20 protein-coding genes and 1 riboswitch are annotated in these 24,872 nt (G+C 34.5%); of the genes, 17 read left to right on the top strand and 3 right to left on the bottom strand.

What is annotated here, in order from left to right; all coding sequences use genetic code 11:
• Positions 1 to 18: 18 nt before the first annotated feature.
• The 4 genes from C1Y58_RS17800 to C1Y58_RS17785 all read left to right on the top strand — a co-directional run bounded on the left by C1Y58_RS17800 (position 19) and on the right by C1Y58_RS17785 (position 7,442).
• On the top strand, positions 19 to 4,893 hold the full coding sequence (locus C1Y58_RS17800; RefSeq protein ID WP_105617494.1) for an Ig-like domain-containing alpha-2-macroglobulin family protein: 4,875 nt from the start codon (positions 19 to 21) through the stop codon (positions 4,891 to 4,893).
• Positions 4,865 to 5,773, top strand: coding sequence for an AmmeMemoRadiSam system protein B (gene amrB, locus C1Y58_RS17795; RefSeq protein ID WP_157950187.1), 909 nt, complete (start codon positions 4,865 to 4,867; stop codon positions 5,771 to 5,773). Before C1Y58_RS17800 ends, amrB begins: the two co-directional genes overlap by 29 nt.
• A 293-nt stretch (positions 5,774 to 6,066) precedes the next feature.
• Entirely contained in the window at positions 6,067 to 7,152 is a 1,086-nt protein-coding gene (gene asd / locus C1Y58_RS17790) for an aspartate-semialdehyde dehydrogenase (protein WP_105617491.1), read from the top strand.
• 95 nt (positions 7,153 to 7,247) lie between these two features.
• On the top strand, positions 7,248 to 7,442 hold the full coding sequence (locus C1Y58_RS17785) for a DUF6199 family natural product biosynthesis protein (RefSeq protein ID WP_105617490.1): 195 nt from the start codon (positions 7,248 to 7,250) through the stop codon (positions 7,440 to 7,442).
• A gap of 63 nt (positions 7,443 to 7,505) precedes the next feature.
• On the opposite strand, the gene C1Y58_RS17780 is transcribed toward C1Y58_RS17785, so the two are convergent.
• Both C1Y58_RS17780 and C1Y58_RS17775 read right to left on the bottom strand, forming a co-directional pair.
• Entirely contained in the window at positions 7,506 to 8,792 is a 1,287-nt protein-coding gene (locus tag C1Y58_RS17780; RefSeq protein WP_105617488.1) for a TldD/PmbA family protein, read from the bottom strand.
• A gap of 1 nt (position 8,793) precedes the next feature.
• On the bottom strand, positions 8,794 to 10,167 hold the full coding sequence (locus C1Y58_RS17775; protein ID WP_242985424.1) for a TldD/PmbA family protein: 1,374 nt from the start codon (positions 10,165 to 10,167) through the stop codon (positions 8,794 to 8,796).
• A gap of 265 nt (positions 10,168 to 10,432) precedes the next feature.
• Between C1Y58_RS17775 and C1Y58_RS17770 the strand changes: the two genes are divergently transcribed.
• Both C1Y58_RS17770 and C1Y58_RS17765 read left to right on the top strand, forming a co-directional pair.
• Positions 10,433 to 10,648: a (2Fe-2S)-binding protein gene (locus C1Y58_RS17770; protein ID WP_105617484.1), complete on the top strand. Its 216-nt coding sequence runs from the start codon at positions 10,433 to 10,435 to the stop codon at positions 10,646 to 10,648.
• 124 nt (positions 10,649 to 10,772) lie between these two features.
• Complete coding sequence (locus tag C1Y58_RS17765; RefSeq protein WP_105617482.1) at positions 10,773 to 10,967, top strand: DUF6440 family protein; 195 nt, start codon at positions 10,773 to 10,775, stop codon at positions 10,965 to 10,967.
• A gap of 61 nt (positions 10,968 to 11,028) precedes the next feature.
• Here the strand turns inward: C1Y58_RS17765 and C1Y58_RS17760 are convergent, their stop codons facing one another.
• Positions 11,029 to 11,910, bottom strand: a complete 882-nt coding sequence (locus C1Y58_RS17760; protein WP_105617481.1) for an AraC family transcriptional regulator — start codon at positions 11,908 to 11,910, stop codon at positions 11,029 to 11,031.
• 141 nt (positions 11,911 to 12,051) lie between these two features.
• Here C1Y58_RS17760 and C1Y58_RS17755 point away from each other — a divergent pair, with 141 nt between their 5' ends.
• The 11 genes from C1Y58_RS17755 to lipA all read left to right on the top strand — a co-directional run bounded on the left by C1Y58_RS17755 (position 12,052) and on the right by lipA (position 24,606).
• Positions 12,052 to 13,518, top strand: a complete 1,467-nt coding sequence (locus C1Y58_RS17755; RefSeq protein WP_105617479.1) for a UDP-N-acetylmuramoyl-L-alanyl-D-glutamate--2,6-diaminopimelate ligase — start codon at positions 12,052 to 12,054, stop codon at positions 13,516 to 13,518.
• Positions 13,519 to 13,677: 159 nt separating this feature from the next.
• Positions 13,678 to 14,532, top strand: a complete 855-nt coding sequence (locus C1Y58_RS17750; protein WP_157950186.1) for an MBL fold metallo-hydrolase — start codon at positions 13,678 to 13,680, stop codon at positions 14,530 to 14,532.
• Between the two features lie 419 nt (positions 14,533 to 14,951).
• Positions 14,952 to 15,449, top strand: coding sequence for an NADH-quinone oxidoreductase subunit NuoE family protein (locus tag C1Y58_RS17745; protein ID WP_105617476.1), 498 nt, complete (start codon positions 14,952 to 14,954; stop codon positions 15,447 to 15,449).
• Positions 15,412 to 17,340: an NADH-quinone oxidoreductase subunit NuoF gene (gene nuoF / locus C1Y58_RS17740; RefSeq protein WP_105617474.1), complete on the top strand. Its 1,929-nt coding sequence runs from the start codon at positions 15,412 to 15,414 to the stop codon at positions 17,338 to 17,340. The genes C1Y58_RS17745 and nuoF overlap by 38 nt, the downstream gene beginning before the upstream one ends.
• A gap of 23 nt (positions 17,341 to 17,363) precedes the next feature.
• On the top strand, positions 17,364 to 20,063 hold the full coding sequence (gene fdhF, locus C1Y58_RS17735; protein ID WP_105617473.1) for a formate dehydrogenase subunit alpha: 2,700 nt from the start codon (positions 17,364 to 17,366) through the stop codon (positions 20,061 to 20,063).
• Between the two features lie 21 nt (positions 20,064 to 20,084).
• Positions 20,085 to 20,690: a molybdenum cofactor guanylyltransferase gene (gene mobA / locus C1Y58_RS17730; protein ID WP_105617471.1), complete on the top strand. Its 606-nt coding sequence runs from the start codon at positions 20,085 to 20,087 to the stop codon at positions 20,688 to 20,690.
• A gap of 6 nt (positions 20,691 to 20,696) precedes the next feature.
• Positions 20,697 to 21,389 carry a formate dehydrogenase accessory sulfurtransferase FdhD gene (gene fdhD, locus C1Y58_RS17725; RefSeq protein WP_105617470.1) on the top strand — a complete coding sequence of 231 codons (693 nt, stop codon included), beginning with the start codon at positions 20,697 to 20,699 and terminating at the stop codon, positions 21,387 to 21,389.
• A 205-nt stretch (positions 21,390 to 21,594) separates the two neighbouring features.
• Positions 21,595 to 22,149, top strand: coding sequence for a hemerythrin domain-containing protein (locus C1Y58_RS17720; protein ID WP_105617468.1), 555 nt, complete (start codon positions 21,595 to 21,597; stop codon positions 22,147 to 22,149).
• Between the two features lie 251 nt (positions 22,150 to 22,400).
• A riboswitch (glycine riboswitch) is annotated at positions 22,401 to 22,511 on the top strand.
• A gap of 132 nt (positions 22,512 to 22,643) precedes the next feature.
• A complete protein-coding gene (gcvH, locus tag C1Y58_RS17715) occupies positions 22,644 to 23,027 on the top strand; it encodes a glycine cleavage system protein GcvH (protein WP_105617467.1) in 384 nt (127 codons plus the stop codon).
• A gap of 36 nt (positions 23,028 to 23,063) precedes the next feature.
• Positions 23,064 to 23,732 (top strand): lipoyl(octanoyl) transferase LipB, encoded by a 669-nt coding sequence (lipB, locus tag C1Y58_RS17710; RefSeq protein WP_105617465.1) that lies wholly within the window; start codon positions 23,064 to 23,066, stop codon positions 23,730 to 23,732.
• Positions 23,733 to 23,742: 10 nt separating this feature from the next.
• Entirely contained in the window at positions 23,743 to 24,606 is an 864-nt protein-coding gene (gene lipA / locus C1Y58_RS17705) for a lipoyl synthase (RefSeq protein WP_242985423.1), read from the top strand.
• Positions 24,607 to 24,872 lie beyond the last annotated feature (266 nt).

Raw genomic sequence — 24,872 nt, 5'->3', positions numbered from 1 at the left:
AAGGAGCTGTGATGGAACATGAATAAAAAGTGGATTCTATGGGCGGTTACATGTGCCCTTGTTTTACTATGTCTAGTCATGGGAGTAAACTACTATTTCTCAAGACTAAAAAAAGAACCAACACAGGAAATCCAGACAACGAAGAAGAGCATTGAAGAACAAGTTATACCAGAGCATGAAAAAGGTGAAATTATAGATGTAATACCACTTAATCATAAGACTTATGGCATTGATATTCATACAGATTTTAGGCTAAAGACATCTCGTGAGATGAAAATAGATGGTTTGGAAAGTAAACTATCGATTGAACCAGCCTGTACATATTCTATAAAACAAGAAGAGAACAACGAATACATATTATCTCTGGCAGAACCACTTGAACCAAACTCTATAATCAAGCTAAAATATGCTAGCGACAAAGAAGAGCTGGGATGGGCTTTTCAGACGCAAAAGGAATTTGGTATTGCTTCAACCTTTCCACAAAATAATGGTTATGATGTTCCAGTCAATACTGGAATAGAGATTGTTTTCACGAAAGATTGTAGTGAAGAGATGAGCGATTATTTTATTATTTCACCAAAAATTGAGGGAACTTTTCAATTTAAGGCTAACAAAGCTATATTCTTACCCGATGTAGATCTAAAAGCAGATACTCAATATAGCATAACAGTTAAGGAAGGGTTAAGTGTTAACGGTGAAGTATTAGAAGAGGATTATACATTTTCTTTCAATACAATGAATAAGAAAAAACAAAAGTTTGCACTAAGTGGCAATAGTGATATATTCCCAGTCAGTGGTGGTCAAGTTATAAAAGGTTATCACTTGAGTGAAAAGAAAGATTTAAGTTTACCTATTAATATTTATAAACTAAAAAGTGCTGAAGATTATGCTAATGGATTAGGGTTTTTATATGATTATCGTGATTTGAATCAATCCATTGAAGCTATAGTTGATGAAGTAGAATATACCAATGTTAGCTCTTTTAAAGGAGAACTCGTAGTAATGGATGGTGCACCATATGACTATATTCCTTTGAGTAACAACTTATCTAAGGGCTATTATCTGATAGAATATGATGACCCAGATGAAAGAGACTATCAGATGATCCAAGTCACTGATTATGAAGGCTATACTGCATTCTTTGAAGAGCAGGTATTTATTTGGATGATCAATACAGAAACCCATCAGCCTGTTAAAGGGGCGAGTGTATCCATAGAGGATACTGCCTTGGGGGAAACCAATGAAGATGGTGTCTTAATTTCAGATTATAATATAGAGAAAGATCAAAATTACTTTATAAAGGTCAAGGGTGAGCATGACCAAGAGCTGATTATTGATCTGATACATCATACTACCCACTATTGGGATGATTACAGCATTAATAGATCCTATGATACATTTATATATACTGATCGGAGAGCGTATTTACCTTCTGATACCATCAATATCTATGGATATATGCAAAATAGAAATGGGCAGGAGTTAAGTAATCCTCAAATCAAAATTATCCACAATGACGCAATTATAGAAGAGCAACCGATTAATATTACTGATAATGGCACTTTCACCAATCTATTCGAAATTAATGATTTTAATTATGGTTATCTTGAAATTAGTATTTTTGAGGGTGATGAAAAGATTAACTCTGAATATGTTACTATTTCTCAGTTTGAAAAGCCAACATATAAGATGAATGTTAATATAGCAGAAGATTTCATTATGATGGGGGATTCTATAGATGTAGAAGCCAATACAACATACTTTGAAGGAACACCTATACCAGGTGCAAAAATTAATATGAGAACCTACCACTCCTTTAATTCGGGTGCTGATGAAATGACTTTAATCTGTGATGAACAAGGAAGTGTTGAGGAAACTATAATTCCTTATATGAAAACTGATGATTGGAGACCAAGTTATTATACCCTTAACTTTACAAATACGGAATTGCAAAGATATTATACAACACATAGCGATAGTGTAATTTTGTTTCCAAGGGATATAATGATTGAAGCAGAGGCAGAATACTTGTCTGATCAGGAAATCGCTTTGACTTTACAGGTGAATACCATTGACTTAAGTAACTTTGAGGGCAAGCTTTACGATGAGGAGAGCTATAAAGGAAGACCTGCGGAGGAGCAAATGGTCAATGTTACTGTCACAGAGACTTATTATGATAAAGAATATAAGGGACAGGGATATGATCCTATCTACAAAGTAACTTATGATCGCTATGAGTATATAAAGCGTAGTAATATCGTGGATACTTGGTTAGCAACAACCGATGAAAATGGTAACTATAACCTAATATATTCTAAAGCTAAGGAGGGGCGAAGTTACAGTTTTCAACTAGATACAAATGATCAAGCGGGGCGCTTTATACGAAAAGAAGTATATTCATGGGATGAAAAGACAGAGCAGAAATTTGGAGAGAATGAAATCCTCAATTTCTACGATCTATCCGTTGAAGTAGATCAATATACGTATAAGTTAAATGAGGAAGTAGAGTTAGCTGTTAAATATAAAGACCAGTTAATTAAAGATAATGCTGCTAATATGACAATGTTTTTAACTTGTCGTGAAGGCTTACTTGATTATTATTTTGAACAAGATACGGATACAACATTTATGTATAATGAAGCCTATATACCCAATGCTTATATCATGACATTATTCTACGATGGTCATTTTATTTACAACCCATGGAATGAATTTATTCGTTATAATACAGAAGAAGAAGAACTAAGTATTCAGATAAAAACCAATCAATCAGAATATCAACCTGGAGACAGGGTTGAGTTGACTTTAAGTGTAAAGGATAGCAAAGATCAACCCATAAAAAGCGATATCAATATAAGTGTAGTGGATGAAGCCTTTTTTGCGTTATATGAGGATTATTTTGAACCTTTAAGTGAACTCTATGCACCTATCTATAATGATGGAATCCTTATAGACAGATTGATGACTAAAAATCTGCTAAGTGATATGGGATATGGAGCTGAGAAAGGTGGAGGTGGAGATGATGCATACTTACGCTCAGACTTCAAGAATACGGCTTATTTTGATACGGTAACAACAAATGAACTCGGAAAAGCGGAGGTAGTTTTTCAACTACCTGATAATCTAACAAGCTGGCGAATTACTGGAACTGCAGTAACTTCTAATAGGAAAGCTGGTAAAGCAACCACTCATATAAATTGTAAGTTACCATATTTTACAGATGTTATTTTGTTTGATCAATATACTGATGGTGATGATATTTACATGACGTTAAAGACGACAGGTACTAAAGTTACTCCAAATATGGATATTACCTATACTGTGTTATTAGAGAATAATATTGGTGAGCAATCGACTATGGAGTTTAGCAGTGTTGGTAATGAATATGCATATATTCCGTTAGGGAAAAGAGGGACTGGAAAGTACCAGGTAACTGTTACATCTAGTTCAGGTGAGTATACGGATGCGATTCAGAAGGAATTTGAGGTAGTTGAGGGAACCATGCATTATTTTGAAATGATGGATACACAATTACTCAATGAAGAAATGGACTTTGTCACCAACAATAATCCGCTGACTCTTACGTTCTTCAATGGAGAAGCAGCAAATCATCACTCTAAATTGATGGCTATTTATAATATGCGTTATTCATCTAGAAGTGATCATCTAGCAGCTGCCTATAGTTCAGGAAAGTACTTAAATGAACATTATCAAATGGATCTAGACTTAGAGTTTATCAATGATTATGAAGAGTACCTCGCTTCGGATATATTGTCTGATATGACTTATGGAAGTGCATCACCCTATATAACGGCAACAGCTTTGCTGACGGATTTATCTGAGAAGTTCATGGAAGATGAAGAAAAGAAAGAAAAGATGGTTAATAAACTTAATTATGAAAAAAGTAATGCTTATGCAGAATCTAAAGAACAATTTGCTAGCCTTTGGGCACTGGCTTTATTAGATGAGCCAGTCTTACTAGAGGCTTATGAAGCACTAGAGGCAAATATTGTCTCACCAGATGACATAAGTTTTGAAATGATATTCATTTTAGAAACACTTATTGATTTGGGAGATTTGATGAAAGCTAAGGAACTATACACTGAAATGGTTGCTAATAGTGGTGAGATGAGCAATGGAGAACTTTATTTTGGTGGTCAGTATCCTAGAGAGTATACAGCTCTCATGATGATTGCAGCTATCAAATTAGGGTTTATGGGGGAAGCAGATAAGATGTATACCTATCTGGAAAAGGGAAAGGATCATTACTATCCAACCCAAATATACCAAATGCTATACCTAGAAGAAAAAGAACCCACTAAAAAAGTCAGCTCATTTCAATATAAATTAGAGGATATCATGAAAGAAGTCAACCTTGATTATAATGATAGTTTAAGAATGACTCTACTTCCAGAAGAAGCTGAGAAGATAGCTTTCACGAACATAGAAGGTAACATCACAGTTATTAGTGAATTTATTGGTAGTGTTGAAAATATAAGTAAGAGCGATAATCTGTCAGTGACAAGAAACTATCAGGTTGATGGTAAACCTATCTCAGAAAATCAAATTAAAGTAGGAGATCGTGTTGAAATTATTATTCAAGTGACTGCAGATAAGCCATTTAGATATCTAGAAATAAACGATTTATTACCAGCTGGTCTAAGCTATTTTGATAAAGGACCTAGTTCAAATAGTTATGATTATTATAAGACGGCTGGTAGAGGAGTAGATATTCATGGATATATGAAGAATGGAGAAACCAGATCAGCAACATTTACCTATTATGCACTAGCTGTTACAAAGGGTACGTATACAGCTGATTATATCGTGGTTAAAGAAGGTATTGGAAATGAGATGGCCTATGATGAACAAAAGATTTTGGAAATTCGTTAGAAAGTTACTCTGCTTAGCGGTAATAAGTATCCTATTAACAAAAACAGTCTTAGTATTGGAGGAAGAAGTCATTACCGTATCCAAACCAATTTTTCAGATCGTTGATTCGAAACCTTTTATAACCCACGACAATTTTTACAAAACCGTATCACGTCAATCTTCTTATGAAACAGATAGTCATTTGGTGGGGGGAATTTTACCCCACCACGACATAGCATCCTATATGATGGCAGACTTTTATAGCTCTCTAGCTAAAGTCAATGAGCCGGAGGTTATATTCATCATTGGACCGAATCATTATAAGAGAGGTGAGCGGTGTCAAGTTGGCTTATTTAATTTTAGTACCTATTCTGGAACAGTGTCTTCAGATGAAGAAATAATCATGGAGTTGATGCAACGTCCTGAGATAGATCAAGGGGCTTACGAAATCTTCAAAGATGAACATTCCATTAATATCCACATGAATTATATTGATTATTTTTTTGATGATGTAACAGTTGTACCTATTATATTAAAAGAAACCTTCGATCAAAAAGATTTAGTATTAATAGCTGATAAAATTAAAGAAGTAAGTAAGGGAAAGAATGTTTTTTACTTAGCTTCGGTGGACTTCTCACATTACCTCACTCTGGAAGAGGCAAATGACAATGATCAATTAACCAGTCAGCTTTTAACTGAATTGAACACGGAGCAAATTATCACATTGGATGATGATTACATGGATTGCCCATCAGCCATAACCCTTCTTATAAAGATTTTAGAGCAAAATGATCCTGTCTGTGCTATAGTTGATCATAATAATTCTGCTGTTATATTAAAAGATCCTAGTATGGAGGAAACCACGAGTTATTTTTCTGTTTTCTTCTACACAAGAAATTAATAGGTCAATCAGTATAAAATCTAGAGCAGTTATTGCAATATACTTAACAGTTTATGCAATAGATATGGTGAAAAGTAATGATATAATAAGAATAAGTCATGGTCTCTGCTTCATAGAACCCTTAATCTGAGTTCCTATAAATACATTTAAAATAATTTTCAAAAAAACTTGATTTATTATAATATTCATGATAAAATTACCCACAATACAAAGACAGATGTATGTAATACGAGGACAGACAACTACTTATATAATTCTTTCGTATAAAGACATGGAAAGGTGAGATTGGAAAGATGGAGAATAAATTACGTGTTGGTATCGTAGGTGCAACTGGTATGGTAGGTCAAAAGTTTATTACACTATTACATGAGCATCCTTGGTTTGAAATAGTATGTTTAGCAGCTAGTCCACGTTCAGCTGGGAAACCCTATCATGAAGCAGTGGATGGGCGATGGGCTCAATCAATAGAGATACCTGAACGCATAAAAGATATGAAGGTTATGGATGGGGCAGATGTTGAAAACATCAGTCAGGTAGTCGATTTCATCTTTTGTGCTGTGGATATGGATAAGGCTGCTATTCGTCAGTTGGAAGAAGCTTATGCCAAAGCGGATGTTCCAGTTGTGTCTAATAACTCCGCTCACAGGTGGACTGAGGATGTTCCAATGGTTATACCTGAAATCAATAATGAACACATCGCAATTATTGATGTCCAAAGAAAGAGATTAGGAACAGACAGAGGTTTCATTGCTGTTAAGCCGAATTGCTCTATTCAAAGTTATGTACCAGTTATTCAGGCATTAATGGATTATCAGCCAAAAGAAGTGAATGTATGCACTTATCAAGCTATATCAGGTGCAGGAAAAACTTTTGACAGTTGGCCGGATATGGTAGATAATATTATCCCTTACATTGGTGGTGAGGAAGAAAAAAGCGAAAAAGAACCTATGAAAATTTGGGGCAAGATTGAGGGAGATAAAATTCAATCAGCCGTTGAACCTGTAATCTCCGCTCAATGTATCCGGGTCCCAGCGGCAGACGGACATCTAGCAGCTGTATCTATAAAGTTTGAAGAAAAGCCAGAAATAAATAAAGTAATCGAACGCATTAATAATTATCAAGGAAGAGCACAAGAGCTTGAACTTCCAACAGCTCCAAAGCAATTCATGAAGTATATGATGGAAGCTGATCGCCCACAAACCAGAATAGACCGTGACTATGAAAACGGTATGGGGGTAACAGTAGGACGCTTTAGAGAAGACAATTTATATGATTATAAATTTGTATGCTTATCACACAACACATTAAGAGGTGCGGCTGGAGGGGCAGTCTTAATTGCTGAGCTCTTAACTTCAGAAGGGTATATTACAAGAAAATGAAAATTTGATTAAAGTTCATGAATCCTATTGTATTATTTTTGATAGAAATGTACAATGAGTAAAAAAAGAAGCTATCAGGGAGATGAGGGGATTAAATGAACGTATTATTTGGAATTGTTGTTATCATAATAAGTATTCTAAATATTGCAATACCTGAAGAGATGGCTATGTTTGGGGAGCGCTGGAAATACAGAAATGCAGAGCCCAGTGACATGAATATTTTTATGACACGATTAGGTGGTGTCATCGGTATAATTGTTGGTATAGTTATTATGTTCATGGGTGGATGAAAAGAACTTTAAGACGGATTAAAGCTTACTTCGAGATGAAGTAAGCTTTATTAATGTCAGTACTTATCCAGAGATGGTTATTCCAGAACATGAAATCCAAGGCATAAGAGCATTACCGAAGTCAATCCTCTCTTTAGAAATACCGTTAATGTTTTTGAACATCTCAATAAGATTACCAGATATCATGACTTCACTTAGAGGATATTTAATTTCCCCCTTTTCAATGTAATAGCTATTTTTTGCAACACCTGAAAAATCACCATTACTGCCAGGCTTTCCACCTGAAAACCTTCCAAGGAGAATACCACGATCAGTAGAGCTAATAAGATCCTCTTTTGTATAGTGACCTTCCTGAATAACAAAGGCATCACCGTGATTTTTCCCACGAGGTAATTTAGTTTTATTGGAGCCCTCAAGCGTTAATAGGTAAGATTTAAGAATACCCTTTTCTATAATCTTTTGATTCTCAGCGATGAAACCATCGTTAGTCATATGATAACCGCATGAGAGTTCAGGTCCAAGAGGATTGGACATGAAGGTGAGGTGCTCGCTAGCCACTTGTTGGTCTAATTTATCTTTAAAAGGGCTGGCACCAGATATAAGATTCCCATCCGTTAAGAAATTGTTAACATACATCCCTATAATGGATTGTAGAACATCAGGCGTTAAAATAACTGTACCAGTAAATTTATCACCAAGAGATTGAGTATGAATTTGCCCCTGTAGTTCTCCTAGAATGCTATCTAAAGAACCACAGTCAAGAATACCTTGATCTACGTTATTACGAAGGAAACCTGTGAAGTTAAAGGAAGAGGTTTCCTCTCCATCAACAGCAGACATAGCAGCCATAAATTCATAAGTACCATCTTTAGAGTACAATTCAGCACCGTTAGAATTGGCATATTGTTTTTCTTCCGAGATATGTGTCCATATACAGGGCTCCATTTGGATAAGGGGGTACTTTTCTTTGACATCCTTCAAGTAATTGTTAAGGAGAACATACATACCTTCTTTATCAGGCTCAAGTGCATGACCGATAAAACTTGCCTTTTCCATTGGTGCGATTGCATAACAGTCATCAGCTTTTGAACTTTCGCAGTTACTTATCACTTGACTGATAACTTTTTTAATATGCTCGTTGTCTAACTTATCTGTTGAGATACTGCCTTTTTTCTGCTCCTTAATAGCTTTAATTGTTAATTGGCGCCCATCGGTAGTTCTAAGAAGTGTAATCTCTTTACCAGATACATTGAGCTCCCACTTTGTTTTTTTAGTTAAGGTGCATTCTGCATGATCAGCTCCTTGTTTAAGGGCTTCGTCTAAACTATATTTCAAAAGATTATCCATCATATTATCTACCCCCTATCTTTAAGTTACATTTAATAGCAGGACCACCCATACCTACAGGGATAGGTTGTTTCTTACCACACATACCTGCACATGACCATGACATCTCATCACTTACCATGGTTACTGACTGGAGGACGTCAAAAGCAATACCGGATATAGTCGTATCTTTGATAGCTCTTGTTATTTTCCCCTTTTTGATTTCATAGCCCATCGTAATGCCAAACATAAATTCACTGGTACTATCTGCTTGACCATTGTTTGTTCGAGTTAAATAATACCCATCTTCTACTGATGCAATCATATCTTCCAATTTACTTGTACCAGGTAAGATAGCCGTATTCCTCATACGGATTAAAGGTTCATCTGAATATTCATAAGCCCGACCATTGCCCTGGGGTTCTACACCAAAATGCAAAGCACTTTCTTTGCTATGCATGAAATTCTTTAAGATACCTTGGTCAATGATGGTAACATCGGAAGTCTTGGTACCTTCATCATCTATGTAAATGGGTATAGGGCAAGTCTCGCCATTGTACTCATAAGCAAAGTCTTTTAATGTTATAAGTGGGCTAGCCACTTCTTTATTTATATTGGGACCTGCCACAGAGCCAGCCAATACTAGGTCTGCCTCCACTGTATGACCGATAGCTTCATGTGCTAGTATACCAGCTAAATCTGAATCTAAAATACACTCTTTCAAACCTGCTGAAGCATAGACACCTTTAGATTTTTGAATAAGTTCGTCATAGAGTATATCAATTTTAGGGAAAAGTTCTTCTGGTGTTATAAAGTTATCTTCAAATTGCCCCCTGCCTCCATAGATTTGGTACAAACTAATAGGATCATTACCATCATCAACTGTCATGCTAATAAATATGATACTTCTACATAATAAAGAATCTAAAGTATTACCATGTGAAGTCAATAAACTTTTATCCATATCAAGGCAGCGAAGGCCAATAGATCTTTCAATGAGGTTGGGATATTTCATTAATATGTATGCATCCAGTTCATTTAAGTAATCTAATATTTGTTTTTGAGTAAGTCTCGGCTTAGTTGTTACAAAACTTTTGCTAAAGGAGAAGTCATTAGGTTTGAAAAAGGGTCTATTCTTACGCAGTCTTTGATCAAGGAATTCAGCATTGGCCTTAGCTGTTTGAAGAACATATCGAATACTAGAATCATCCAGATGAGAGCTGGATGAGAAGCCCCATGAGCCATTTTCATAAGCTCGAGCACTAACTCCACCTGTAGTGGACGTAGTATTTGTTACCACTGTGCCATTGATAAGAGTTATGTTCATATTTTTGTTTTCTTGAACTTTCAGTTCCATATACTTAGATAGTTCTGATAAGTATTGTTTCGTATTAAACAATTTCATTCCTCCTTGCAATATGAGATTGGATGATAGACTGGATGTAATGAAGAGTAATAAGATGCACTATACAATCTATTATAACATCATTTGGATATATTACAAATTCTTAGATATAAAAAAGATTTGCTTTACGAGCAAATAATCGATATAATAATTATATAAGATAATGATTATTATATAACATATATTATCAAATAAAAAGCTTATATTGACTTAACGTGTATGCGTTTATATCAATGAATAAAGAAAGAAGGATACCAATATGAATGAAAATTTAAATCAAGAAGTTTTGGATAAATTAACTAAAGTTTGTCTATGCAAAGGTATAACTCGAGCTACCATTAAGAAAGCAATAAGAGAGGGTGCTACATCTGTTGAAGAAGTTAATAGAAAAGTTGGATCCGGCTCAGGTGGATGCAAAGGAAGAAGATGTGGGGAAAAGATTAAAGGTCTAATTGTTGAATACCATGAGGAATAATCTTAATACTTTGTTGCGTTAACCTCCTAATAAAGCTATAATGAATATATAGGAAAATATATCCAGTAATAAGCGAGGATGTATATTCTAAATTTATTTCTGTAGATGAAGAAGGGGGAATATTATGTTTGGCAACAAGAGTAAGCGATTCAAAATCATTAAAGGTGAAGGATCAGTTCAAACCACACAGATTATTCAGGACACAAAAACAGGTGTCAATTACCTGTTTCACTCTACAGGATATGCAGGTGGCATCACACCCTTATTGGATGAGTATGGAAAAGTAGTCGTTACAACTGTTGTTGAAGAAGAAAAATAAGCTTAAACGCATTGTAAAAGACACGTAAAAAGGAGAGTTTAATTCCTTATACGTGTTTTTTTTACTCAACATCTTTTTTTAGAAAAGCCTTATAATAATTTTTAGGCGACATACCAAATTCCTTTTTAAAGGCTCTAACGAAACTAGAGTAATCTCTAAAGCCACTTGAATCACACACATAACCAAATGCATGACCTTGTTTGATGAGATTGACTGCCTGGATTAGACGCTTTTTAACAATATAGTGATGAATAGTATAACCTGTTTGATCTTTGAAGAGATGCATCAGATAGTATTTATTTAAAAAGGCTTGTGATGCAAGTACATCAATAGATAAATCATTATCCAAATTATGATTGATATATTCTAGAACACTTGCTATTCGCTGGTCGTATTTGATATCCATTTTTACATTATTGATATCAGCTCCAATATATAATCTATTCAAGTATACCATGGTTTGAAGAAATAAAGATTTCTTTAAAGTATAACTTCCAAAAGCGCTATCTTTCGTAGCTTCTTCTAATGCACATAGGAGTTGTCTTATGATGGTATTATCTTCAGTACCTAGCCTTAGTAAATTCATTTTATCTTTTGCTGCTAATTGAAAACAGTCTAGTAGATTGGATGCCTCATTTTTATCTTCATGAAGATAATCTGAATTAATCCATATGATGATACGTTCATAGGATTTATCTGGGTTGATAATAGGCTTATGGACTTCGTTATTACTAACAAAAACGATATCCCAAGGTTTAAGTTTATAGAATTTACCTTCGATGAGGTATGTTACATCTCCTGATAAGAAAACAAGAATCTTATTGAAATCATGATAATGGAGTTGGAACTCATCAGTATGTTTATCCTTTAGATGGAAAAAAAGAAAACCTTCATTTAAATAACCTCTTCTTATGTTATCATCTCTTGATTCTATCTCATGCATGACCATGACCTCCTTATAATCCTTTAAAAATATTATAGCAGTTTATGCAAGATAGTAAACATGTTATGCAATAAAAATGGTAAAAAGTAATGATATAATTGATATACAACAGAAAGGGAGTTCAATAATAGGAGGTCTATTGTGAGGATTTTTGATTTATTAAAGGATTTAAGTTTTGATACAATTTATGGAGATGTCAATAGAGAGATTCAACACATTTGCTGGGATTCAAGACGTATGCAAAAGAATTCACTTTTTATAGCGGTTAAAAATAAAAATGTTGATAGGCATGACTATATTTTAGAAGCTATTAAGAATGGCGCAATTGCATTAGTGACAGAGAGAGAGTTAGATGATATACCTAAGAATGTTACTGTGATTAAGGTTAAGAATTCAAGGAGAGCCATGGCTATTATAGCCAATAACTATTACAAGGAACCCTCTAAAAAGCTTAAGTTAATAGGGATTACGGGTACTAATGGAAAGACCAGTGTAACTTATTTCATTTCAGCTATTCTTCAAAGTCTAGGCATTCAAACAGGAATCATCAGTACCATAGAAAATACCATTAATCATACAAAATTGGATACAGTAAAGCTGAACCCAACGACTCCAGATGCTATTGAGTTACAAGAATCTTTTGCAGAAATGATTGATAAAGGTGTAACCCATTCGGTTATGGAGGTCACTTCAGCAGCACTTTCTCAGGATAGAGTATATGGCTGCGATTATGATATAGGCGTGTTCACAAATCTTACTAGAGACCATCTTGAAGACCACGGTACTATGGAAAACTATAAACAGGCAAAAATTAAATTATTTCAAATGTGCAAGCAAGCGGTAGTGAATATTGACGATAGGGTTGGTAAAGAGATGGGAAAAAATACCTCTTGTCCTATAATAACTTACGGTATAGAGGGGGAGGCTGATTTTAGAGCTTCCAGTATCAAGTGCTCTAATGAGGTAGTAAGTTTTACTCTATGCCATAATGAAATCATAACCGATGTCTCCATTAATATCCCAGGAAAGTTTAGCGTCTATAATGCTCTTGCGGCAATAGCAAGCTGTTCTTTGTTAGGATTTACTTTAGATGAGATCATAGAAGGAATCGCTAAGATTAAGAATATTCCTGGCAGGTTTCAAGTAGTTCCAAATGACCAAAATATACTGACAGTCGTTGATTATGCCCATTCTCCTGATGGATTAAAAAATATCTTATCTTCGATCAAAGAGATTTCAAAAGGGAAGATTATAACAGTTTTTGGGTGTGGAGGGAATCGAGATAGAAGTAAGAGATCTATTATGGGTGAAATTGCCGGTAACTATTCAGATTTTTGTATTATAACCTCTGATAATCCGAGAAATGAAGATCCATTAAAGATTATTGAAGATGTAGAAGATGGTATTATAAAAACACAGTGTTGTTACGAGAAGTTAATAGATAGGAAATATGCGATTTTAAAGGCGTTGGATAAAGCAAATACTGGAGATTCCGTTATTATTGCAGGTAAAGGTCATGAAAATTATCAGATAATTAAAGATGATATCATCTATTTTAGTGATAGTGATGTTATCGCAGAGTATTTTAAAGGCCTTAGTGCTATATAGATGATCTAGAAAAATTGATCTCAAACATATGAGATCTTTTATACAATGTTTATTATTATTGTGAACACTGACATAATGCTGGCAAAGAACATGGCATATAATGAAACAGAGATAAGGGAGAATATATCGAAAGGATTCGAAGAAGATGGGGGAATTTTAATGTTGAAGAAATTAACAAATAATGTTTTTTATATGCCGCAAAGTTCAGAAACAGATAGACCAGCTTTAGGACTTATCTGTGGGGAAAAGTATAGTTTGATAGTTGATTCTGGCACTTCCCCTAACCATGCAAAAGATTTTTTAGCAGAATTAGGGACACTAAAGATTTCACCAATAAAATATTTGGCGATAACTCACTGGCATTGGGATCATATATTTGGAATAAAGGAAATGAACTTAATTACCGTTGCTCACCATCATACTGCAAAAAGAATGGAAATGATTAAAGAGTATAGATGGGATGATGAATCCTTAGAACAATATGTGAGAGAAGGAATCTTTACTGAGTTTACGGTGGAGTGCTTGAAAAAAGAGATTCCTGAAAGACAGTTGTTTACTATAGGGGATTTGGACATAACCTTTAAAGATAGCATAGAAATTGACTTAGGCGGAATAACCTGCATACTCAAACATATTGGTGGTGATCATACAGAGGATTCATCCATTATTTATGTTCCAGATGAGAAAGTTATATTCTTAGGTGACTGTATTTATGGAGGGAAGTATAATGGTGAATATGGCTACACAAAAGAAAAGCTCTTTAGAATGATAGATGAGATAGAGGAGTTTGAGGCAGATCATTATATTATTTCCCATGAAGAAGTCTACGGAAAAAAAGATATAGATGAATTGTGGCAACATTTAAGGACAGCAGGTGAAGTAGTAGGAGAAGCTACATCTGTTGAAAAATCAATAACGATTTTTGAAGATACATTGAATAGACGACCATCAGAAGATGAAGTTTTTTATATCAATTGTTTTATTAATGTTAATAAGGCTTTAAAAAAGAAATAAACTAACAAATAAGTCAGTAATAAGTACTATATAGTATTTAGAGCTGACTTTTTTTACAGTGTAAGAAAGTACTGCGTTTTGCTCGCAAGGTACCATACTTTCTTGCACATACTTGAGATGTGGCGTTAGTCACTTTTCTTGTATCTTTATCTATAGCATGTTAACGTGAATTTTGGTATAATATTAGATAGATTAAACATTTCAAAATCATTTCTTTAACTATTATTATCACTAATATGTTGGTACTTAATCAATATTCAAAATTTTCTAAACTGACCCCTCACTGGATAAACATTTCCTCTAAATAATTACAACACATAACCAATAAATAGGTATTTCTATGATAAGTAAAAGATATATTTGTACTAAGTATGCTTTTAGTGCGTTGAGTTCTATATAAAAACTGAGGAGGGATTTGAGTGTGCTTCGATGAATTAGAGGCGTTTATAAATGACTTACCTGAGAAAAAAGGAGCATTAATCACTGTTCTACATAAAGCTCAAGAGATTTTTGGATACTTACCAAAAGAAGTTCAAGAATTTATTGCAGAAAAATTGAATTTACCAGTATCAAAAGTCTATGGTGTTGTCAGATTTTATTCCTACTTTACCATGATACCGAGAGGAGAAAATCACTTATCCATATGCATGGGAACCGCATGTTATGTCAATGGTGCTGAAGACCTTTTAGAAGTGCTCAAAAAGGAGTTAGGCATCGGTGTTGGAGAAGTATCAAGTGATGGAAAATTCTCAATTCACACGTTGCGATGTATCGGAGCTTGTAGTTTAGCACCTGTTTTGTCGATTAATGGTGATGTTTATGGAAAAGTAAAAGCTGCTGATATCAAAGGTATCTTGAGCAATTATATTGAAAGCAGTCATGAATCAGTACCTAAGAACACAGAGGGGGAAGAATGAATTGAATAAAATAAGTAACTCCCAAGAATTGGCTACTATAAAGTCAAAAACCCTTAATGCTATTGCTATTCGTCTAAATCATCTTAACCACCAACAAAATAAAGGTGATTATCAGATTATGGTATGCAGAGGTACTGGTTGTACGTCATCCAAAAGTAGTGAAATCATGGAAGAACTAAATTCTGAGATTAAAAAGAATAAGCTAAAAGATAGGGTTCAGGTTATTCAAACAGGTTGCTTTGGATTTTGCGAATTGGGACCAATTCTTCTTATTCATCCTGATAAGACTTTCTATACGAATGTATCACCAAAAGACGCCAAAGAAATAGTAGAAAGTCATATAATAGAGGGCGTTTGTGTTGAAAGACTTTTATATCGATCACCAGTCAATAAAGAAATACAAAAACGAATGGAGGATATGGATTTTTATAAGAAACAAAGAAGAGTAGTACTTAGAAATTGTTCAGTAATTAATCCAGAAGATATAAAAGAATACATTGCTGTAGATGGGTATTTAGCTGTAGCTAATATTTTACGTGATAAGTTACCGCCAAACCAAATAATAGATGAGATTGAAAAATCGGGACTAAGAGGAAGAGGTGGTGGAGGATTTTCAACTGGATTGAAGTGGCGCTATGTAAGCCAATACAAAAATGATAGGAAGTATGTCATCTGTAATGCTGATGAAGGAGATCCAGGGGCATTCATGGATAGATCTATTCTTGAAGGAGATCCACATTCGATTATAGAAGCAATGATCATATGTGGATATGCAATAGGTGCTACTGAAGGAAAAATTTATATAAGAGCAGAATATCCTCTTGCTACAAGAAGATTGATAACTGCAATTAATGATGCGAAAGATTGTGGACTTCTTGGTAAAAATATAATGAATTCAGGATTTGACTTTGATATAGAGTTAAAATATGGTGCTGGTGCATTTGTATGTGGAGAAGAAACAGCCCTTATTCACTCAATAGAAGGGGAAAGAGGAGAGCCAACAATAAAACCTCCATTTCCAGCTGAGGCTGGCTATTGGGAAAAGCCTACTACTGTCAATAATGTTGAAACATTTGCAAACATACCCATAATACTATTAAAAGGAGCAGACTGGTTTCGAAGTATGGGGACAGAGAAATCCAAGGGAACAAAGGTTTTTGCCCTGGCTAGTAAAGTCAATAATGTTGGACTAATTGAAGTTCCAATGGGCATTACTTTGAGAGAGATTATCTACGATATTGGTGGAGGTATTAGAAAGGGGAAACGATTTAAAGCTGTTCAAACAGGCGGACCATCTGGTGGGTGCTTAACTGAAAAAGACTTAGATATACCTATTGATTATGATACATTAATTGAAAAAGGTTCCATGATGGGTTCTGGAGGAATGATCGTTATGGATGAAGACAATTGCATGCCAAATATAGCGAAGTTTTATATGGGATTTATTGTAGAGGAATCTTGTGGTAAATGTACTCCCTGTAGAGAGGGAACAAAACGACTATATGAAATCTTAGATAGAATAACATCGGGAGAAGGTACACTAGAAGACTTAGATACGTTAGAGGAGTTAAGCAACATGATAAAAGATACGGCCTTATGCGGATTAGGTCAAACAGCTCCTAATCCTGTATTATCTACATTGAATAATTTCTACGAAGAGTATTTAATTCATGTAGTACATAAAAAATGTCCTGCAGGGCAATGTAAAAAGCTGCTTACATATATGATTGATGCAGAAAATTGCATAGGATGTACTGTTTGTGCTAGGGGATGCCCAGTAAATGCTATTGTTGGCAAGCGAAAAGAAGCTCATCTTATCGATCAAGACAAATGCATCAAATGCGGCATATGCTTTAACAGTTGTCAATTCCACGCAATAATCAAAAAATAGTACCAAAAGGGGGCAATCTTCGGATGGTTAGAATGACCATAGATCAGCAAGTAGTAGAGGTACCTGAGGGGAGTACAATATTAGATGTTGCAAAAAGGTTGGCTATAAAAATACCTACATTATGTTACCTTGAGTCATTAGATGAAGGGAAAGGAGCTTCATGTAGAATCTGTGTTGTAGAAATAGAGGGCAGAAAAAAACTTGCCCCTTCATGTGGGACACTAGTTTCTGAAGGGATGATTGTTAAAACCAATACTGACAGAGTGATCAACGCTAGGAAGCTTGTATTAGAGCTTTTATTAGCTAATCACCCATTAGACTGTATGACATGTGAAAAAGCTGGAGGGTGTCAATTACAAGATTATTGTTATGAATACGATGTTAAAGATACGAGGTTTAAAGGGGGAGAAGTTAAAGATTATCCACTGGACAGTTCTAATCAATTCTTTTATAGGGATCAAAACAAATGTATTCTCTGTGGTAGATGTGTCAGAGTATGTAATGAATTGCAATGTGTTGGCGCAATTGGGTTTGATGAGAAAGGATTTAAAAACAATGTGACGCCTCCCTTTGGAGAGGAGATTGCTCATTCAAGTTGCGTATCTTGTGGTAACTGTGTATCTGTATGTCCTGTTGGTGCCTTAATGCCAAAATCAAAAGAAAAGTATAGGACTTGGGAAGTTGAAAAAAAAGTTAAAACCACCTGTCCTTATTGTGGAGTAGGTTGTCAAATGGAGCTTGTAGTAAGAGATAACCGAATATTGGGAGTAGACCCTACACAAGGTTTGCCTAATAATGGACTATTATGTGTAAAAGGCAAATTCGGACATCGATTTATTAATCATCCTGACCGATTAAAAACCCCTCTTATACGAAAAGAAGGTAAGCTTGTAGAAGCTTCATGGGATGAAGCACTTAAGTTAATAACGTCTCAGATTAAAGCAATAAAAGCTAAGCATGGACCCGATGCATTAGGTGGCTTCTCTTCTGCTAGGGTGACCAATGAAGAAAATTATTTATTTCAAAAGATGGTAAGAGTAGTTTTTGGATCAAATAATGTTGACCACTGTGCTCGTTTATGTCATGCATCAACAGTTACTGGACTGGCGACAACTTTAGGTAGCGGTGCCATGACTAATAGTATTCAAGAAGTATTAGGGGCTGAAGTGATATTTGTTACAGGTTCTAACACAACTGAAACTCATCCAATTATAGGGGCTTTTATGCGGCAGGCAAAGGCAAAAGGGGCTAAGATTATAGTTGCTGAACCAAGACGTATCACATTAGCACAGGAGGCAGAAGTTTTCATTCAACTTCAACCTGGAACTAATGTGGCTCTATACAATGGTATGATGCATGTCATCATTGATGAAGGATTACAAGATATGGACTATATCAAAGAGCGTACTGAGAATTACGAAGAGCTTCTAAGCATTATAAGAGAGTATAATCCTGAAAGAGTGGCAAAGATATGTGGTGTTCATGCGGAGGATATTAGAAAAGCAGCAAGGATGTATAGTCAAGCAGAAAAGGCAAGCATTTTTTATTCCATGGGTGTAACACAGCATACTACAGGAACTCAAGGGGTAATGAGTATATCAAATCTAGCATTACTCTGTGGTAATATCGGTAAAGAATCATGTGGGGTTAATCCATTGCGAGGACAGAATAATGTTCAAGGTGCCTGCGACCTTGGCGCCCTGCCTAGTGATTTACCAGGCTATCAAAAAGTATTCAGGTCTGATGTTATTAAGAAATTTGAAGATAAATGGAATGCTAAGTTATCATCAGAAGTAGGATTAACAGTTACGGAAATGATAAAAGCGGGTGAGGCAGGCAGGTTGAAGTTTTTATATATAATGGGTGAAAATCCAATGGTATCTGATCCGGATTTAAACCATGTAAAAAAAGCCCTAAAAAAAATAGATTTTATAGTGGTGCAAGATATATTTTTGAATGAGACGACTGATTATGCAGATGTAGTTCTACCTGCGGCATCATTTGCGGAGAAAGATGGTACATTTACTAATACCGAGAGAAGAATTCAAAGGGTAAGAAAGGCAATCGAACCTATTGGTGATTCCAAAGCAGATTGGGAAATCATAATGAGGTTAATGAATGAATGCGGATACAAAGAGTCCTATGGAGGACCTTCTGATATCATGAATGAAATTGCTTCACTAACGCCTCAATATGGTGGAATAAGTTATCAACGTATTAAGAGAGAAGGTATCCAATGGCCATGTGGGACCAATGATCATGAAGGTACCAAGTATTTGCATAAGGGAAAGTGTTCAAGAGGCAAAGGATTGTTTAAGCCAGCACGCTATGTTGAAAGTGCAGAGTTACCTGATGCAGATTATCCATACATTCTTACTACAGGTAGATTACTATATCATTTTCACTCAAGAACAATGACTGGTAGGGTAGAGGGATTAAATCAACTTTCACCTGAATCTTTCATAGAGGTAAATCCATTAACGGCAAAAGATTTAGGTGTTATAGATGGAGAATTGGTTAAAGTGATTTCTAGACGGGGGCAAATTACTACCAGTGTTAAAATAAAGGATATCGTTGATGAAGAGGTTGTTTTTATGCCCTTTCACTTTGCTGATGGAGCAGCTAATTATCTAACCAATTCAGTATTGGATCCTATTGCAAAAATCCCAGAACTTAAAGTATGTGCAGTTAGAATAGAAAAGATTGATCATAATGGAGGGTAGTATAGGAGGCTGAGACTATTCATGAATAGATTTGATTCAGCAGTCATTTTGGCAGGTGGAGAAAGTACTCGAATGGGATTTGATAAACAATTACTATACATCAATAAAACATCTATTATTAATTATCTCGCAGAGCAACTAAAGAACGCATTTAGCGATATTATTATTGTAACAAATACCCCCGAGTATTATAAAAACTCATCCTGTAAAATAGTCAGTGATCAGATTAAAAGTCAGGGACCTTTATGTGGCATACATAGTGGATTAATACATGCATCCAGTCACTATGTTTACGTTATTGCGTGTGACATGCCAATCATCAATTTGGATTATATTACATATATGAAAAGAAAACTAGAAATAAGAGAGGTTGATGCATGTATAACACGATACAGAGAATGGATAGAGCCTTTTAATGCTTTCTATTCAAAAAGATTAATAAATGCTATTGAATGTTATTTGTTAAGTAATAACAAATCAATATTTGATTTAGTAAAAAATATGGACTGTATCTATATTAAAGAAAAAGAAGCAAGGTTTTTTAGTCCTCATTGGGAAATGTTTATTAATCTTAATAATAAAAAAGACTTAGATAAATTTTCAGCTATACTGAGTAAAAGGATGTAGATCAATATGAAAGCCACCAAACAATATAGGATACAGCAATATCATAATGGGAACTTGATAAATACTGAAGATAGGATTATAACAGAATATATACTGAATATAATTATCAATCAAAAAACCTTTATTGAGCTACCATGTACACCAGAATTTTTGAAAGAATTAACTCTTGGTTATATGCTTTCAAATGAATTAATTAGTTCTAAGACACAAATTATTGGCATTGAGGTTGATTATAAGGATGGAAAGGCTTATGTCCAACTATCTGAAGAATTTACCATCAATCCTATAGATAAAACAGTCTTAAATACAACGACTATTTATTATGCACCTCAACAAGTTATTGAGTTGATGAAGATATTTGATTCAAAGTCCCAGCTTTTTATGGAGACTGGAGGAGTTCATAGTTGTGCCTTGTGTGATCAAAATAAGATACTTATATTTAGAGAAGATATCGGGAGACATAATGCCGTTGATAAAGTGATAGGAAAGGCATTATTAGAAGACGTTAACCTTCAGGATAAGATGATACTAACTTCATGTAGAGTATCTTCTGGAATTATTAAAAAAGTCGCTAAATGGAGGATTCCTATTCTTGCTTCAAGATCTGCACCCACTGATAGAGCCATAGATATGGCTAGAGAACTTAACATGCAGCTTTGTGGTTTTGTTAGAGGAGGAAGAATGAATATCTACGCGTAATAAGGGGACAATGATACAAGTTTAGATCAAACAGTTTATTTAGAGAGAAGAGGTGTAAACTTATAGATGTAACATGGGTTACTGAAATTCATATGATTCTCCCATATACTTTATAATATAGCCGATTGATAAATGGAATATGAAACGATACATAAGGCTAATACTATAAAAGATAAATTGATTTTAAAAACGAAGGGATGATCCTATGGAATCAATAAAAATTATGATGGAAGAACATCAATATATTCTAAGAATGCTTAAAGTAGTAAGAAAAGTATGCATGAAGATATTAAATCATGAAGAAGTAGATTATAAAGATTTTTATAAAGTAATTGACTTTGTAAGAAATTATGCCGATAAACATCATCATAGTAAAGAAGAGGAACTATTATTTAAAGAATTGAAAATAAACCTTAATGAAGAAAATAGGTTAGGTCCTGTAACAGGCATGTTAGTAGAGCATGACCAAGGTCGATTATACATGCAAAACTTAGAAGCGGCTGTGAAAGAAGTAGAGGATGGCAATGAAGAAGCTAAGTTAGATGTCATTGCTAATAGTATTTCTTATACACACTTATTATATCGTCATATTGATAAAGAAGACAATCTTATTTATCCCCTTGGTGAGAAGCAATTATCCACTGAAATCCTTGATAGAATAGAAAAAGAATCTAAGAAAATTGAAATGACAGCTACTGATAACAAAGTACAGGAGAAGTATATAGCTATTCTAGAGGAACTGGAAAATAAAGTAGGTTAGTAAGTGATTCAAACAACTGTCCCTGCCAAGGCAGGGGTCATTCAAGGAATTAATCGAATAATGCAAAATTATCATTATTCATTATTGTAATTTTAAGAAAAGTGTTATATGATAAAAATATCTAAGAAATATATTCAAAATTAATATGACCAAGTGATGATGGCATGAGATATCTTTTTAAGAAGCCGAAGAAGCAATATAAAAGACTACCAGACTTATTATAGAAACTTTCAGGCAAAAGTAGTGCTATTTGATGGAACTCTGGAGAGCCCGGTACACCGGCGCCGAAGGTGAAATACACTATTATGGCTAAAATTGATAGTAGTGTAGAAACTCTCAGGTTAGAAGACAGAGAATATAATGGTGTTTTGCTTTGCAATGCCTTTATGTTCTCTTTTTTATGTTTCAAAGTTAAAGAGAAAAAGAGAGTTTATAAACCAAGGTAATTTATTTAATGCTTTAAAGCAATAATAAAAAATATAGGAGGAGTTACAATGAAAATATTAGAAGGACTTTATTATTCAAAGGATCATGAGTGGATCAAGGTTGAAGGAGCAAAAGCTTTTATAGGTATCACTGACTATGCACAAGATGCTTTAGGAGGGATTGTTTTTATTGAAATGCCTGAAGTTGATGATGAGTTAAGTGCTGGAGATGTTTATGGAGTAATAGAATCAGTAAAAGCTGCTTCAGACTCCTATTCACCTCTTTCAGGTAAAGTAGTAGAAATTAATGATGAACTTGAAGATTCTCCAGAACTTCTTAATGAAAAGCCATATGAAAGCTGGATACTGGCTCTAGAAATGTCAGATGATACTGAGCTTGATGGTTTAATGAAATCAAAAGAATACGAAGAATTTTGTAAAAGTGAAAGTTAATGTTGTATTAAAGTGCCAATGAGGAGGTGGTGTTAGATGAATTTAAATGTATTAAATTTGGGAAGATGTCCATACAATAAGGCTTTAGAAATTCAATGGGAAACATTAAAAAAAAGACAAGATAATAGGATTGATGATACATTAATTCTGGTAGAACATCCACCTGTTATAACCTTAGGAAGGCAAGCAGATAGGTCACACATTATTGGTGCAAAAAACATGCTGGAGAACAATGGCATAAAGATTTTTGAAGCCAATAGAGGAGGAGATGTGACATACCACGGACCTGGTCAAATAGTTGGCTATCCTATATTCAATTTAAGAGAATCAAAGAGGACTCTAAGACAGTTTGTCGAGAATCTAGAAGAGGTTTTTATTACTTTATTGAGTGATAAGTATAATATGAGTGCCTATAGAAACCCAAAGCATACTGGTGTATGGGTTGGTGATTCTAAGATTACTGCAATTGGTTTGGCTGTTAAACGTGGCGTTACGATGCATGGTTTTGCCTTTAATGTTAGTACAAATTTGAATCACTTTGATTTTATCATACCCTGTGGTATCCGGGATAAAGGTGTAACATCCGTTGAGAACTTAATAGGAAAAAAGGTTGATTTTGATGAAGAATATAAATCTGTTTTAGAATACTTCTGTAAAGTGTTTAAATGTGATTATCATGAAAAAAATTTTAGTATTCAAAAATAGGAGGAATGTTTTGAACGTCTTACGAAAACCAGAATGGCTTAGAATAGATCTAAATAAAGGGCGAAGCTTAGATGTTGTGAAAGAGATACTTGAAAGATTATCATTAAATACCGTCTGTGAAGAAGCTAGTTGTCCTAATAGAATGGAATGCTTTAGTAAAAGGACTGCAACTTTTATGATCTTGGGGAGCCAATGTTCACGTCATTGCAAATTCTGTAACGTATCCCATGGACACCTAGAGATGGTTGACCAAAAGGAACCTGAGAATATTGCAAAAGCCGTTAAAGAACTTGGACTAAAGCATGTGGTCATTACTTCCGTAACACGAGATGATCTAGCAGATGGGGGAGCAGGACACTTTGCTGAAGTCATAGAAGCCATAAAATCATATCAGAAAAGAATTATTATTGAGGTACTGATACCAGACTTTCAGGGGAATAAAGAAGCTCTTAAAAAAATAGTGGATGCTAAACCAGAAATAATCAATCATAATATTGAAACCATTCCAAGACTATACAATGAAGTTCGGCCAGAGGCAATTTATAAAAGATCTTTGGAATTGCTAAAGAATATAAAGGCTGTTGATAATAAGATATTTACCAAATCAGGGATAATGGTAGGTCTTGGAGAAAGACAAGAAGAAGTGTTAGAGGTATTGAAGGATTTAAGAGAAGCAGGATGTGATTTCTTAACGATAGGGCAGTACTTAGCACCTAGCAAAGAACATTACCCCGTTAAAGAGTATGTCCATCCGGAAATTTTTAATAAGTATAAGGAAGAAGCTCTTAAGCTTGGATTTAGCTTTGTAGCATCTGACCCATTAGTAAGAAGTTCATACAATGCTGCTGAGATGTATAATAACAAAGAGGATTAAAAAAGCGGGGGGCATCTCATAAATAAATGAAAAATATTTAGGGCGATACGCCCTTTTTTTAGTGTAGGAAAGTATTGCGTTTTGCTTATAAAAGTAATGTGGCATTAGACACTTTTGTATGTTAACTATAACATTTTTTAGGAGGAATGATTAAAACAATTGACAAAAATAACCTTATGAATGTATAATATAATTAAAATTATTTAATATCACTAAACTAATATTTCATTTATTTATTCAAACTAAACATCTATCTTACTTAATTT

It is taken from the genome of Vallitalea okinawensis, from assembly GCF_002964605.1.
GTDB classification, from domain to species: Bacteria; Bacillota; Clostridia; order Lachnospirales; family PQDH01; genus Vallitalea_A; species Vallitalea_A okinawensis.
This window is presented reverse-complemented; position numbering and strand designations above follow the sequence as displayed.

Bases quoted from the DNA above. Each gene is read 5' to 3' on its own strand.
- asd (WP_105617491.1), top strand. From the start codon at position 6,067: ATGGAGAATAAATTACGTGTTGGTATCGTAGGTGCAACTGGTATGGTA.
- C1Y58_RS17750 (WP_157950186.1), top strand. From the start codon at position 13,678: ATGTTGAAGAAATTAACAAATAATGTTTTTTATATGCCGCAAAGTTCA.
- C1Y58_RS17780 (WP_105617488.1), bottom strand. From the start codon at position 8,792: ATGATGGATAATCTTTTGAAATATAGTTTAGACGAAGCCCTTAAACAA.
- C1Y58_RS17720 (WP_105617468.1), top strand. From the start codon at position 21,595: ATGGAATCAATAAAAATTATGATGGAAGAACATCAATATATTCTAAGA.
- fdhD (WP_105617470.1), top strand. From the start codon at position 20,697: ATGAAAGCCACCAAACAATATAGGATACAGCAATATCATAATGGGAAC.
- mobA (WP_105617471.1), top strand. From the start codon at position 20,085: ATGAATAGATTTGATTCAGCAGTCATTTTGGCAGGTGGAGAAAGTACT.
- lipB (WP_105617465.1), top strand. From the start codon at position 23,064: ATGAATTTAAATGTATTAAATTTGGGAAGATGTCCATACAATAAGGCT.
- C1Y58_RS17785 (WP_105617490.1), top strand. From the start codon at position 7,248: ATGAACGTATTATTTGGAATTGTTGTTATCATAATAAGTATTCTAAAT.
- C1Y58_RS17765 (WP_105617482.1), top strand. From the start codon at position 10,773: ATGTTTGGCAACAAGAGTAAGCGATTCAAAATCATTAAAGGTGAAGGA.
- fdhF (WP_105617473.1), top strand. From the start codon at position 17,364: ATGGTTAGAATGACCATAGATCAGCAAGTAGTAGAGGTACCTGAGGGG.
- amrB (WP_157950187.1), top strand. From the start codon at position 4,865: ATGAACAAAAGATTTTGGAAATTCGTTAGAAAGTTACTCTGCTTAGCG.
- C1Y58_RS17770 (WP_105617484.1), top strand. From the start codon at position 10,433: ATGAATGAAAATTTAAATCAAGAAGTTTTGGATAAATTAACTAAAGTT.
- C1Y58_RS17760 (WP_105617481.1), bottom strand. From the start codon at position 11,910: ATGCATGAGATAGAATCAAGAGATGATAACATAAGAAGAGGTTATTTA.
- nuoF (WP_105617474.1), top strand. From the start codon at position 15,412: ATGAATCAGTACCTAAGAACACAGAGGGGGAAGAATGAATTGAATAAA.
- gcvH (WP_105617467.1), top strand. From the start codon at position 22,644: ATGAAAATATTAGAAGGACTTTATTATTCAAAGGATCATGAGTGGATC.
- C1Y58_RS17800 (WP_105617494.1), top strand. From the start codon at position 19: ATGAATAAAAAGTGGATTCTATGGGCGGTTACATGTGCCCTTGTTTTA.